This window comes from Paraburkholderia sp. BL17N1, assembly GCF_003634175.1.
Classification (GTDB): domain Bacteria; phylum Pseudomonadota; class Gammaproteobacteria; order Burkholderiales; family Burkholderiaceae; genus Paraburkholderia.
This window is the reverse complement of the sequence record NZ_RBIW01000003.1, coordinates 202,390-216,035: the sequence shown is the minus strand read 5'-3', so window position 1 is coordinate 216,035 and position 13,646 is coordinate 202,390. Positions and strand designations below refer to the sequence as shown.

At 56.9% G+C, this 13,646-nt stretch carries 10 protein-coding genes and 2 pseudogenes; 2 read left to right on the top strand and 10 right to left on the bottom strand.

Going from position 1 to position 13,646, the window contains the following annotated elements:
- Positions 1-149: 149 nt before the first annotated feature.
- The 6 genes from B0G82_RS36750 to B0G82_RS36725 form a co-directional block, all read right to left on the bottom strand.
- The gene (locus B0G82_RS36750; protein ID WP_121311220.1) at positions 150-668 is read right to left on the bottom strand and encodes a hypothetical protein; all 519 of its coding nucleotides are present in this window, start codon (positions 666-668) and stop codon (positions 150-152) included.
- A 49-nt stretch (positions 669-717) separates the two neighbouring features.
- Positions 718-1,407: a DUF2848 domain-containing protein gene (locus B0G82_RS36745; RefSeq protein WP_121311538.1), complete on the bottom strand. Its 690-nt coding sequence runs from the start codon at positions 1,405-1,407 to the stop codon at positions 718-720.
- Positions 1,408-1,485: 78 nt separating this feature from the next.
- Complete coding sequence (locus B0G82_RS36740) at positions 1,486-2,826, bottom strand: amidase (RefSeq protein WP_121311219.1); 1,341 nt, start codon at positions 2,824-2,826, stop codon at positions 1,486-1,488.
- 2 nt (positions 2,827-2,828) lie between these two features.
- Positions 2,829-3,215 (bottom strand): cupin, encoded by a 387-nt coding sequence (locus B0G82_RS36735; RefSeq protein WP_121311218.1) that lies wholly within the window; start codon positions 3,213-3,215, stop codon positions 2,829-2,831.
- A gap of 38 nt (positions 3,216-3,253) precedes the next feature.
- Complete coding sequence (locus tag B0G82_RS36730) at positions 3,254-4,735, bottom strand: 4-hydroxyphenylacetate 3-hydroxylase N-terminal domain-containing protein (RefSeq protein WP_121311217.1); 1,482 nt, start codon at positions 4,733-4,735, stop codon at positions 3,254-3,256.
- Between the two features lie 33 nt (positions 4,736-4,768).
- Positions 4,769-5,299, bottom strand: a complete 531-nt coding sequence (locus B0G82_RS36725; RefSeq protein ID WP_199730243.1) for a flavin reductase family protein — start codon at positions 5,297-5,299, stop codon at positions 4,769-4,771.
- A 309-nt stretch (positions 5,300-5,608) separates the two neighbouring features.
- Here B0G82_RS36725 and B0G82_RS36720 point away from each other — a divergent pair, with 309 nt between their 5' ends.
- Entirely contained in the window at positions 5,609-6,832 is a 1,224-nt protein-coding gene (locus B0G82_RS36720) for an IscS subfamily cysteine desulfurase (RefSeq protein ID WP_121311215.1), read from the top strand.
- Here B0G82_RS36720 and B0G82_RS36715 read toward each other — a convergent pair.
- Both B0G82_RS36715 and B0G82_RS36710 read right to left on the bottom strand, forming a co-directional pair.
- A complete protein-coding gene (locus B0G82_RS36715; RefSeq protein WP_121311214.1) occupies positions 6,804-7,412 on the bottom strand; it encodes a MarR family transcriptional regulator in 609 nt (202 codons plus the stop codon). The genes B0G82_RS36720 and B0G82_RS36715 overlap by 29 nt on opposite strands.
- Positions 7,413-7,958: 546 nt before the next feature.
- A pseudogene (locus B0G82_RS36710) lies at positions 7,959-8,339 on the bottom strand (transposase); the annotation flags it as partial.
- A 117-nt stretch (positions 8,340-8,456) separates the two neighbouring features.
- Here B0G82_RS36710 and B0G82_RS36705 point away from each other — a divergent pair.
- Positions 8,457-10,022 (top strand): DDE-type integrase/transposase/recombinase, encoded by a 1,566-nt coding sequence (locus B0G82_RS36705; protein ID WP_241975097.1) that lies wholly within the window; start codon positions 8,457-8,459, stop codon positions 10,020-10,022.
- 59 nt (positions 10,023-10,081) lie between these two features.
- On the opposite strand, the pseudogene B0G82_RS36700 reads toward B0G82_RS36705, so the two are convergent.
- Positions 10,082-10,675 (bottom strand): annotated as a pseudogene (locus B0G82_RS36700) (IS5 family transposase); the annotation flags it as partial.
- A gap of 2,035 nt (positions 10,676-12,710) precedes the next feature.
- Entirely contained in the window at positions 12,711-13,643 is a 933-nt protein-coding gene (locus B0G82_RS36685) for an electron transfer flavoprotein subunit alpha/FixB family protein (RefSeq protein WP_121311211.1), read from the bottom strand.
- Positions 13,644-13,646 lie beyond the last annotated feature (3 nt).

Sequence of the window (13,646 nt, the reverse complement as noted above, 5' to 3'; positions counted from 1 at the left end):
GCGGGCTTCCGGGGGCAACCAGACTATCAACTTCAAAGCGGCAGACGATGCGCCGGCATTGAAGCAGCTATTCATCCCTTCGGAGAATCTCTACATCCGGGCCGCCGCATCGACAGAGTCGCGTGTAAGTCCACGCTGCATGGACGTCATTACCGAAGTGCCTCCAATATGCGCGTCAGATCGCTCACATCTGGAGCGCGGGACTTCATCGCATCGAAGGAGCACCACGGATAGGGAAGTTTTTTCGCCCATTCCAGAAGCGGCGCTGCCGTTTCCTTTTCAAGGACCAGCATTTCGTCGATCGTGATGGTGAGCTTCGTCAGCAACGCTGCACGTTTCTCCCAGCGGTACTGACCGTAGCCAAGACGAGCCGCGCCGGACTTCTTCTCCGTCATGCAAACCAGCCAGTCACAGGAGAAGTCCGTGTCTTCCGGATCCGGTTCCCCCAGGCAGAACGTATAGACGTTCTCGTAGCGCTGGGCAAAGTCGCTGATCATGATCTTCGTGATCGCGCCAAGTCCTTGCGTCGCTGACGGAAAGGAGATGTCGTTTGTCCTGACAGTCATCTCCAGTTCCGATTCCGCGATAAACGCATCGGCCATCAGGTGCGGCCGATTTCCATCCTTGGCCAGAATGTAGAGCTCGACGCACCGTTTCAATGTGGGCATGTTTGATCGAGAGAATTTTTGAATCGGTTGGACAATGTCGGTCCCGACGCTAGCCGTTAATCGCCAGTTCAGAAACCTCGTACCCGTGGTGAAGCTTTCGTTTCAATACAGGGTCTTCCAGCTCGACTTCAAAACGTTGAGCCGGTCGAATACCACCAATTGCAGCTAGGGTACCGCCCAACATCGCGCAGCCGTCTTCAAATTCTGCACCGCTCGCGTTGTACCTGCTCATGAGATCGCGGGGCGCATGCATTGTAGTAACCGGGCCCTCCTGATACAGCACGCGTTTCCCATCGATCGTAGCGTAGGAACGTAGGATCAGTTCGTCCCAATGGTCCTGAACATCAGTCAGGCGCCACAGAGTAGCTCCGCAAGGTTTCTCGCACATTTGCTTGGAGACGGTCACACCGTAGGTCTCGACCTCGCGGTCAGTATGGTCAGACGCAATGCCGACGAAGACCTCGCCACTGTCCTTGATGAGAATGAACTCCGCCTCGCCGCTGCTGGCCGACCCACTCACTTCGATGGCGTCGGCGGTCGTGAGGCGGTCCAGAGAAATGCGGTAGAAGACCGGTGTCGTTGCGGGTCGCTTGACCCCCAACTCTTCGAGTTCCCTGATGTGCGCCTCCATCGCAACGGTATCTCGCCCGGTCCAGCCCGCTACGATCAGGCGATGCACCGAGACTTCCCGCCTATCGTTGCCATTCTTTCCAACCACTTCGAAATTGATGGATTTCACTTTGAGTTTCTCCGGCAAATCTTGTTGAGCCTGGTCAGAACGGTCCGTCGCGCATCGCATGACACGACGGGCTTCCAGTCAGGGGTGTGCGAGAAGCTGTTCTACGGCGTGTCCCAGAGCCAAGAGTGCCCGGTCCGACATACGTCGACCGATGAGCATCAGGCCCACGGGCGGCTCGCCGGGTCGATGACAGGGAATCGATAGAGCACACAGGTCAAGCACGTTCGCAACTGACGGGTTGCGCAGAAGCAGTCGATTGACAGCGAAGAATTGCTCATCACTGTCAAGATCGCGTAGCCTTGGCGCTATCAGCGGCACCGTCGGCAGCACTACGGCGTCATACGCTTCCAGCTCGCCATCCGCAAGCGCACAAAGCGAATTGCGCAGACGAAGCAACTCAAGATAGTCTTTCGGCTCTTGCTGCTCGGCCAGCCTGATGCGCGACAGGACACGCGGGTCATACCTGTCGGCCTGCTCCATGAGAAGTCTTCGGTGCCAACTACTCGCCTCCGCGGCCACGATCCCACCGTTTGCACCCAGACCGGAAATGCGATCCCAACTGGGAAACTTCCCGTCTATCAATATTGCACCAGTCGCCGACAACGCAGTGAGCGAACGCTGGAAAGCGCGACTCACGTCTTCTGACAGGTTTGCGACTACGGTGCCGCCAGCAACCGCTATTCGAACCTTAGACAGGTCGACATGCGGAAGCGGCGCGGCAGCTTCACCCGCCATCACCGCGTCGAGCATCGCGCAACAGGCAACGGTGTTCGCCAGCGAGCCAATCGAATCGTAGGTTGGGGAGAGCGGCACGGATCCCTCCAGCGAAACGCGGCCGGCCGTGGGCTTGAATCCTGCGATCCCGCAGAGAGCAGCCGGAATGCGACACGAGCCTCCTGTGTCGGAGCCGATGGCACCGATCGCCATTCCATCAGTGACCGACACGGCACCGCCCGAGGTCGAGCCACCAGGAATGCGACCGGTGGCTCTGTCGAACGGATTCAGCGGCGTACCGTAGTGCGGATTTACGCCAACCCCGGAATATGCAAACTCCGTCATGTTGGTTCGCCCCACCAGGACAGCACCGGCTTCACGCAAGCGCGCAATCGCCTGCGCGTCACGAGCGGCAATCACATCAGGCAACACTTGCGAGCCGGCACGAGTTACCTCTCCCGCCACGTCGAAGAGGTCCTTGACCGAGATAGGGATTCCCGACAAGGCACCGGTGTCACCGGCTTGCCGGAGCCGATCAGAGGCAAGCGCCTGGTCTCGCGCCGTCGGGCTCGGACCATATGGGAATACGCGAGCGCCCTCTCCATTGGCCGAAGCGATTGCTTCAAGACAAGACTCCGCAAGCCCGAAAGCCGTCAGGGTTCCGTCTGACAGCTTGCGCCCAGCCTCTGCGATGCTGACTTTCATGATCAGGCCGGATCGTAGTAATGAATCTCGAGCAAAACGCATCCACCGTTCGACTTGAACGGACCATGCCAGGCACCTGGCGGGCGCACCGCGTACGTATAGCCCTTGAACGGCTCACCGCCTTCGCCCTTCTCGTCATTGCCGACGGTCAGGTCACCTTCGACCAGGAACACTTCCTCCCAGTAGTCATGCACGAAAGGCTTTTTCGTGAAGAGCCCAGCGGGCAGTCGCAACAGGCGTGTGCGGCTGCCTTTCTTGTTCGCGGTGTCAAGCGAACCGGAGAGGATGAGTTCCTGCGCACCCGAATTCGGGTCATAGCCCTCCGGCAACTGCCACCCTTCTTTCATGTCCAGTCTATGGAACTCGTCATGAATCTTATTCACAGCCATGTTGTACTCCAGTTCGTGGGGGTGATATCGGGGCTTTTTCAGGCGGCCCGTCGCACGCTCGTTAGCGCGCTGGCGAGCGAATAGCTGCCGAGCATGTTCTCGACAAGATTTGAGCAATCCTTCCAGTTGTAGCTTCGGAACGCATGTCCTTTAGTGACGAACGTCGCGCCCGCGTAGAACATTTCGTACTGGTTATGACGCGATGCGAATTCCGACCCGACTGCATCCCATGCCAGTTTGAAAAACTTGACGCGGTCTTCCGCGCTGCAAACCGGCGAGTTCTGCGTTTTCGCGATGATTTCCGCAAGCATCGGGTTATTGAAGTCTTCAATGCTCGAAGGCAGCATGATCATGCCGCCCCCCGCCAGCTCACGCATGGTATTGAGGACCTTGGAGTAAAGCTGCTGCGTGAGGACCTGCGAGCTGTAAAGCATGCTCCGGTCGGGAACGTAGTACCCGTTCACCACGGTACCTTTCGCCTCCATTCCGTACACGAACGCCTCGACCATTCCTGCTTCCGACGCGAGCTGACCAAGAATCTCGCGAACCTGCGGGAAACTGTTCGTGCCATTGACCTCGGTGGTCTTCAGCGCAATTCCCAGCAGGAATTTCAACTTCACCATCAGGCGCACCTGGCACTGGTAATTCTGGTAGACGTGCGCAGGCGTTGCGTGGAACTGTTTGGCGCACATAGCAACGTCGCCAGCGACAAAGATGCGCTCCCACGGCACCTTGACATCGTCGAAGTAAAGGACGGCGTCGTTCTCGTCGTACCGGCTCGAAAGGGGGTTGTCGAAGACGGAAGTCGCGTTCTCTTCGTACGACTTGCGTGACAGGATCTTCAGCCCCTTGGTGTTCATCGGAACGACGAACGAGAGCGCATACATCTCATCGCCTTCGCGCAACGGCTGAATGCAGCTACAGAACACCTCGTTGGCCATGATGCCGCTAGTCGCCAGCATCTTCGCGCCACGAACCGTAATGCCTTCAGCGTCCTGATCGACGATTCCTACCGCAAGGTATTTATCCGTTTGCTCATGAGCCGCCTTCGACTGATTGGCTTGCGGATTAACGATGACGTATGTGAGGAATAGATCGTTATCCCGGGCGTAGCGATAGTAGTCGCGCAAAGCGCCCGCGCGAGCCGCATCTGCTTTCTCGAACACATCGATGCCCATGTACATTCCCGACAGGCACGAAGCGACGTGGTCAGGCGAGCGTCCCATAAAGCCGAAATGTTGCTCGGTCCAGGCCTCCAACATGTGGCGGCGTTCAACCAGCTCCTGGTAGCTCGTCGGAAGTTGCCAGATCCGACTTACCCGTCGATCGACACCTTCCGGTTGGAACGTCATCTTTTCGACATTCTCCGGACGGGCCTGGTAGTCGTAGAGGTTGGCGTAGCTGCGAACCGAGTTCCGGAAAGCCTTGTGCGTCGTGACATCGGCAACCCGCGAGCCGTCGATGTAAACTTCACGGCCATCGCGCAGCATCTCAATATGATCTGTTCCGTTCTTAATCATTTCTCTCTAGTCCAGTAGGTTTCTTTGATAAGGTCACGCGCAGACGGCATCATCAGCCGTCAACGTCCGGTACTTTCCCCCGAAGAAGATCAATGGTTCGCTATCACTTCGGACAACGTGACGCACGACCCTTCCAACGAAGATGACGTGATCACCACCGTCATGCTGCGCGTAGGGCTCACATTCGAAAATCGCGAGCGCCTCAGGCAGGAGTACGTTGGCGTCGCAGCCGCCCGTGCTGAACTCGATGCCGTCCCACTTCGAAGAGTTCGGTTTTGAGAAACGGTTCGACACATGCTGCTGGTGGTGGCTCAGGACGTTTACTGCGTAGGTCGATGTCTGCTGCAGATCTTCAAGACTCAGGCAGCGTCGGTCGACGGAGAACAGGATCAGCGGAGGATCGAGCGATACCGAGTTGAACGACGCGACGGTGATTCCAATCGGCGCGCCAGTTGCACGCGGTGCGGTGATGACGGCGACGCCCGTCGCAAACATTGAAAGAGCGCTTCGAAACGCTCGCTGCGCGTCCTGCGCATCCTGGGTTACGTCGGAAGAACTCGCCATGGCCACCTCCATCTCGGCTGTATCGGATTTCACTTGTTTAACTACCTTTGTAACCTAGCAATCATTGAATGCTATCAAAATTCAATTTGCAAGTAAGTGTTAACCCGAAAGCAGCGAGCGTCTGCGCACGACACTCGTATGTCGTTGATTATGCGGATGATTTTGTTATTTCTTTTTCCGTTGATGTGTCGTTCAACCCTATCGGCAAGAGGGTGCTCGGACCTCCCGGCAGGTCGACGATGCTAGACTTCGCGACAAGTCTTCGCCCGGCAAGCGGTTGTTGCGGCCGATATCACCTCTTTAACGCATATGGAAACCTGCGCTATGCATCGCCCTATTTACATGGACTACAGCGCGACTACGCCTGTCGATCCGCGTGTCGTTGAGACAATGGTTCCCTTCCTGTACGAGCAGTTCGGTAACCCTGCTTCTCGTAGCCACAGTTATGGATGGGAAGCGGAGGAGGCGGTCGAGGCCGCCCGTGGACATGTCGCGGCCCTTTTGAATGCGGATCCGCGCGAAATCATCTGGACGTCAGGAGCGACAGAAGGCAACAACCTGGCCCTGAAAGGTGCAGCGAACTTTTACCGTGGAAAAGGTAAGCACATCGTCACAGTAAAGACGGAGCATAAGGCCGTCCTTGACACCTGTCGTGAACTGGAGCGACAAGGGTTTGAGGTGACTTATCTGGATGTCGACGATCAGGGTTTGATTGGCCTCGAAGTGCTTCAGGGTGCACTTCGACCAAACACGATCCTGGTGTCGGTGATGATGGTGAACAACGAGACGGGCGTCATCCAGCAAATTGAAGAGATCGGGGAGATCTGTCGAGCTCGGGGCATCGTCTTTCACTGTGATGCCGTTCAGGCTGCTGGAAAGATTCCGATCGATCTCCAGCGGGTCAAGATCGACCTCCTGACCGTTACCGCCCACAAGCTATATGGGCCGAAAGGTATCGGCGCGCTCTATGTCCGACGCAAGCCGCGCATCCGGATCGAGGCACAGATTCACGGCGGTGGGCATGAGCGAGGGATGCGATCGGGGACCTTACCAACTCATCAGATAGTAGGGATGGGTGAAGCGTTCCGTATTGCCAGGTTGGAAATGGCTCAGGAGGCCGAGCGGGTGCGCGCACTGCGCGACCGTCTCAAGTCTGGCCTAACGCAGCTGGAGGAGGTCTACGTCAACGGAAGCCTTGAAAAGCGTATTCCCCACAATCTGAATGTCAGCTTCAACTTTGTTGAAGGCGAGTCATTGATTATGGGCATGAAGAACGTCGCAGTTTCTTCGGGGTCCGCCTGCACCTCTGCATCGCTCGAACCGTCTTACGTTCTGCGCGCGTTGGGGCGCAGCGACGAACTCGCGCATAGCTCGATCCGTTTTACTCTTGGCCGTTTCACGACCGTGGAAGAAGTGGACGAGGTTATTCGACAGGTCACCGAAACGGTGACGAAGCTGCGCGAGCTGAGTCCGCTATGGGACATGCATCGCGATGGCATTGATATCAGTTCAATTCAGTGGGCTGCCCATTAGCCTTGAGAACCCTGCGTCGCGGTGCTTTCGACGCAGGCGCCACCTTGTTCCGCCGGGCTTGCAGATGTGCAAGATCGCGGGCGGCCTGATCACCGTTGACGACGAGGCGGTCGACCATTGCACAGAGAACCTTGAATTCGGTGCGCGTAATACCTTCAAACAGGACATCATTGATTTCTTGCTGAGTCGGCAGAAGCTGGTCGAGAAGACTGCTGCCGGCCGACGTTACGGTCAACCGTACTTTTCTCTTGTCCTCCGGATTTGCTTCTTTTTCAACAAGCCCCATTTGTTTGAGTTTGTTCGTCTCCACTGTGACGAACGCACCGCTAAGGTGCAGATGCTCCGCAAGCTTCACGACGGTGACTTCTTCGCCCGCCGAAAGATGGGAAACCGCCCGCAACAGCGAGTATTGAACTCCTGTCAGGCCGACGAGACTGCCGAATCCGTCCCGCACGGACAGCAGCCGTGCTGCAAAAGGTAACAGGCCATTGACCAGGTGCCGGAATTCCGCGTCCGACCCGTCTATCAGGCAGGCGGGATGCGTAACCGTTAGTACTTTCTTGCTTGAGCGCGTTGACATAGACCACCATTGATAGCTTTTGGTCGAAGCTTTGCACCAAATTGTAGCAGATCAATGCTGCGGCTTCCTCGCGTCCGCACTCCGTGTCAACCCGGCCCTGTGCCGGCACAGATTGCCGAGTGGTCCCGGCCTTTTTCGAACGCGGCGATCGTCTCTCTGATATGACGCCTGTGTCAGTCAGGATTGCTTTTGAGCTGTGCGATCATTTTCGTTAGCGAATATCCTGAGGGCAGCATAGCAGTAACTCTCGACGGTGGATCAAGCTTCTATATCGAAATGTTGTCAAGATCGCTTCGCCGGAATGTTCATGACGTATTTCCGTGTACGTGGGCAGATGTCGACGTTGGCCTCGTGCGAATAATCAGCATCTCACCACCTCCTATCCGCTGGCGTGTCATCAGCCTCATCCTGCACGCGCGCCACGCCGGGGGCTTTTCCGGGATCATGCCCCATCTGAAAATATTCGATCGCTTCAGCAACCCCGCGTGACACGGCGTTGTTGCATAAATCGAATTTGAAGAAAAAGGGGCTCCCATGATCGGTCATTCAGGCGATGCGAACGGACTGCGGGCGGGCGAGCGCCGTCATGCGGTTGAGCACGTCCACGCGAATCGACACCTCGGTGGCTTGCGAACCGGTACGGCGTGCCCACAGGCTATGGCCCGTGAGCGTCTTGAGCCGGTACATCAGGTTCTCAACCAGCGAGCGCTGATGGTACCCGCTGCACTGCTTCCATTCGCGCCGGCTGCTTTGCGCAATCGTCGCAATGGCGTCATTGCGCCAGCTTGCGCCGGGCGTGTCCTGCGGCCATTGCGTTGCACCTTCGCGCGGCGGGATCGACGGTTGAGCCCCTCGCCCAGCAATCGTGGCATGACACTGCTTCGTATCGTACGCGCCGTCGCCGCCGATGATTTCGATAGGCACGTCAGTGTGGGCGGCGACAATTATCGTGGCCGGTCGCATTGACTCAGGTTTTTTGTTACCGAGCTAGGCTCGTTGCCTCAAGTATTTTGCTACCTGTCAGACGGCTGGCGGGAGCGACTTATGACGAGGCTCAGAATGACAACAAGGCGGGAATTGATCGAGGCAGTCGGCGAACGGTACCGCCGTTCTGAACGGGACGACAAGCGGCAGATCCTGGACGAGTTCGTTGAATTGACGGGCTATCATCGTAAGCACGCAATCCGAGTGCTTTGCCGGGAGCAGCAGCCGGCGAAGACGAAGCCCGGCCCACAGCGACGCTATGGCGATGACGTTCATGCCGCACTGATCCTGCTGTGGGAGGCCGCCGATCGGATCTGCGGCAAGCGGCTGAAAGCACTCATCCCTACGTTGATCGACTCGATGACACGGCATGGGCATCTATCGCTGTCGAAGGACTTGCGCCAGCGGCTCAAGCAGATCAGCGCCGCTACCATTGATCGGCTTCTGCGAGATGTACGCGAGCAAGCTTTCAGCGGCCAGCGCCGCCGAGCTGGTGGAATTGGCAATGCGATTCGCCGCGCAGTGCCCATTCGAACCTTCACCGACTGGAACAACCCGCTACCCGGTTATCTGGAGGTCGATTTCGTTGAGCATTGCGGAGGCACCAAGATTGACGGTGAGTTTGTACACAGTTTCGTGATGACAGATATCGCCACAGGCTGGACGGAGTGTCTCGCTATGCCGTTTCGCAGCGCGTCGTTCGTTCTTGAGCACGTCGAACAGGTTCGCGGTGCCTTGCCGTTTCCGCTACGCGGCCTGGATTGTGATAACGATAGCGCCTTCATGAACGCTTCTGTCTTTGACTTCTGCAAAGCAACGGGGATCGAGCTGACCCGTTCTCGTGCTTATAAAAAGAACGATCAGGCATGGGTTGAGCAGAAGAATGGCTCCGTCGTGCGTCGTCTCGTAGGCTACGGCAAGTTACGAGGTCTTGAAGCCACTGAAGCGCTTGCCTCTCTTTATCAAGTGTCACGGCTGTACATCAACTTCTTTCAGCCGTCATTCAAATTGAAATCGAAGACTCGTCACGGCGCCAAGGTAACAAAGTGCTATGAAGTTCCGTTGACGCCGCTTGAGCGCGTTCTGCAGTCCGCATCTATTCCCGAGGCGACTAAACGTAGCCTTCGCGCGCGGTTCCGTCGGCTCGATCCGCTGCATCTGTTGCATCGGATTCGCGAAGCACAACAGCGGGTCGCGCAATGCAGCGCTTCCGGTGGTCTGCCCGCGCCGGCGACGACAGGCGAAGTCCCGCTCTCGGAATTCCTGTCGAGTCTAGGCACAGCGTGGCAGGCCGGCGAGATAAGACCGACGCATCACCGCAAAGCGCGCGTCCCACATGACTGGCGTACTCGCGAAGATCCGTTCGAACATGCCTGGCCCAAGATACTGGAATGGCTCGAAAACGAGCCGAGCATTACAGGAAAGCAGCTATATCAGCGCCTCACCGCGATGGCTCCCACCCTGTATTCCGGCGCTCAGCTGCGCACCCTGCAGCGCCGGGTAAAAGTGTGGCGCGCAGGTCGAGCGAGGGAACTGGTGACCCGAATACTCAGCGGCGCCGACGTTGAAGTGGTGAAGGCTGACGCTGCTACGCAGCGCCAGCCTTCACCAACAAACGATTCGTAGATGACAATTAGCCGAGAGTAACATTATCCCGTGAGGCAACACGGCCGGCCGTGCTGCTTGACGCTGTCTACGTCAGTGGGAATCTGATCGAGCAGATCGGGCAACACGCCGGCATCGTCGACGTCCTGATGCGTCATCAGCGCCGCGCAGCCCTGACCGGTGTTCGCGTCCATCGCCAGATGCACCTTGCGCCACGTACGCCGCTTCGAATAGCCGTGTTTGCGGACCTTCCATTCGCCTTCACCGTAGAGTTTCAGCCCCGTGCTGTCGACGACCAGATGCAGCGGCTCACCGCTGCGCAGCGCAGGCAGGACCACGTTCAAGTCCTGCGCGCGGCGGCTCAGCGTCGAGTAGCTGGGTACCGGCAGATCGGCGAAGGCGAGCTTGCACAGGCTTTGAGCGAATCCCTGAAGCGCTCGCAGGGGCAAGCGATAAACCTGCTTGAGGCCGAGCAGCATCTGGATCACCGCGTCACTATAGACACACGGTCGGCCGCGCCTGGACGGGCCAGCATCCAGTGCCTGCGTCAGTACGCCTTCACCAATCCACATGGTCACGTCGCCTCTCGCGATCAAACCGGTGTTGTATTCCGGCCAGTTTCTGACGCGGTACACCCCTTTGGGCTCGCTCGCCTTGCGTTCGTCCTTGCGCATCTTCTCGGGCAAAAGTCGAGAATCTACGCAGTTCGAAGCGAAGTTAACAGCCCGGTCACCCCGACCGTTGCGCGTAAACGTCAACTCGACGCGCAGCGCCCGGATTTATGCAACAACGCCGCGTGACACGGGCAACGCAACAGGGCGAATGGCAAGACGTCGCGCTATGGCGACGATCCCGATGCGTCGCGCGCGTCGGTTCGGTCCATGGACCCGTGTGCGCTGGCTACTCTTGCATTAATGCGCTTTCCAGACTGGTAGCGCAGCCATGGGCGTGGTTGGCTAAAAGCGCCCAACCCCCGAAATATCTAGTGAACTGCATATTTCGGTGGTTGGCTAAAAATCGCCTACTACAAATCTCGTCGGATTGGCGCAGGGCAGGCCGAGCGTCGCCGAGGGGCCTTGCCCCGGAGATTCTTCTAGTGGCAGGCCGTAAAGTCGCAAGGGCCTGTTCCAACTAACAGCGCAACATGTTGCCATTCTCAGACTAGCAGCAGGGTCATCCGCCTTTCCGGCGTCCCTGCCCCCACCCTGAGGACCGCAGCGGCGATTCTCGGTCGATGCGATTCAAACGCACTAGTTATTGCCGAATTGGACACACCAGCGGCGCCAAGCTGTTCAACAGCGAGCGTAATCGATATAGCGTAGGAACAAAACCCCCAATCAAGTTGCCATGCGGAGAAAATAATTTGATGATTAACAATTATGGGATCAGATAAAATCATGTCGTAATAAGGTTATGCAAACAAGTCTGGTCATCGTTTTTTAAATAACTATGTGGCTTGGTTTTTTTATTGGCGGATGAAACCGTGATAACGTGCATCCTAAGAATCGGCATTCGGGTCGCTCCGATTGTAGGTCCCAAAAGGCCTGATTTTATGAACAAGTAAAAAGATGTGCCATCTTTATCTGAAATCGCACGACTTCAGAAAATGAATAACCTTCGAAGCGGAGACGTTGTTGCAAATGTTCTCCACTAACGCCGGAACGCATTGCGACAGTCAAAATTCTCCAGTCTAGATGTGGATGGAGGAAGACGGCCGCAGCTAACGCACGAGTTACGGATTTTGTACTTATTTTATCGTTGAGCGAAGCCCGCAGTTGCGCTTCCCAGACATTGGTAACACCGGAAAGATCGGGCTCGATCGCGACGCACACTGCGCCCGTAACATCGGGATCAGCATCAATATCGAACCTATCAAGTTCCGGAACCTTGGTCCGCGAGATCCGTACTAGCTTTGTACCGTGAGAAGAACGCCTGCTACGTAACTGGCCTCGTAGAACCCAAAGTTGCACTGGGAACGCAAACCAAATGCGTTCCAAGCTTAAGGGCCGCGTACGATACAAGAGATACCGCCGTGTTGTCTTTCGATCGCGAAAATCGGTGTTCGGGGGCGCCTCAACGATATTCATAAACGCCCCGACCTGCCTTTCGTCCAAGCCTCCCCTCGGACACATATCGCCGCAAGCTCGCCGGCGGTAGGTATCGATCGCTCGACGGCCTGTCATGGAGCGACTCCAAGATCGCCGGGCAAACATCAAGTCCAATCAGATCCGCCAGTCTCAACGGAGCGATAGGTTGGTCGCTCCCTGTTTTCATGGCCAGATCGATATTATCCGGCTTCGCTACATCTTCATCGAGCGGAGCAAAAGCGTCGTTAATCATACGGATGAGAAGGCAATTGACAACAAAGCCCGGCGAGTCTGAAACTATCACCGATTGTTTTCCAAGGCGTTCGACGAAGCGCAACGAATGCTTTAGTGTTCCTGAGTCGGGTCCCGGGCAACGAAACGATTTCAAAAAACGGCATCACCGGCACCGGATTAAAAAAGTGCATGCCAATAAATCGTTGCGGGCGAGCCACTGCCCGCTTCAAGCACCAGAGGGTCTTCCCTGTTAAGGCTTGGTGCGGAGTCCACATGTGCCTTGATTCGATGTATGACCGTGAGCCGCCGGCACCGGCTCCATAGCGCGCAGTGTTCGAGGTCAAAACGTACAAACCTGTGGAAAACGCCGAGTAACCGACAGCGACCCTTACAAGCTCGATGTGAGCTCAGGGACCGCACTGAACAGGTCGCCTACCAGGCCGTAATCGGCAACGCTAAAGATTGGTGCCTCTGGGTCCTTGTTGATTGCGACAATCACCTTCGAATCTTTCATCCCGGCAAGATGTTGAATTGCTCCCGAGATTGCGACTGCAACATATAGGTGCGGCGCAACGATCTTCCCGGTTTGTCCCACCTGGTAATTGTTCGGCGCGAAACCTGCGTCTACTGCGGCACGCGACGCACCGAGGGCGGCGCCCAACTTGTCGGCTAACGGCTCCAAAAGCTTGTCGTAGTTTTCGCTACTGCCGAGGCCGCGGCCACCGGAGACAATAACACTAGCGCTCGTTAGCTCGGGACGGTCCAACTTGACGACTTCGCGACCGACGAACTGCGATCGGCTAGTGCCCGCAGACGCCTCAATTGCAGAGATTTCTGCGCTATCGCCGTTGATCGAGCTAGCATCGAAGCCAGTGGCCCGCACGGTAATCACTTTAATGGCGTCGTTGGACTGAACCGTGGCGATAACACTACCTGCATATATCGGACGCTCGAAGGTTTCAGGATTAACGACCGCTGTAATATCGCTAATTTGTGCCACGTCGAGACGTGCCGCGATCCGCGGCGCAACGTTCTTCCCGTACGCTGTCGCCGGAGCCAGAATGTGCGTGTAATTTTTAGCGACATTCAGCACAGTCGCTTCGACGTTTTCTGCCAGGCCGTCCGCAAGCGCTGGGTCGTCAGCGACCAACACCCTGCTGACGCCCACAATCGTCGCAGCCTGGGCAGCGGCGGCCTGCGCGTTCCATCCTGCGATGAAGACATGAACATCACTGCCCATTTTTAGTGCGGCCGTTACAGTATTGAGCGTCGCAGGCTTGAGGGAGGCGTTATCGTGTTCCGCGATTACTAAAATGGTCATCTC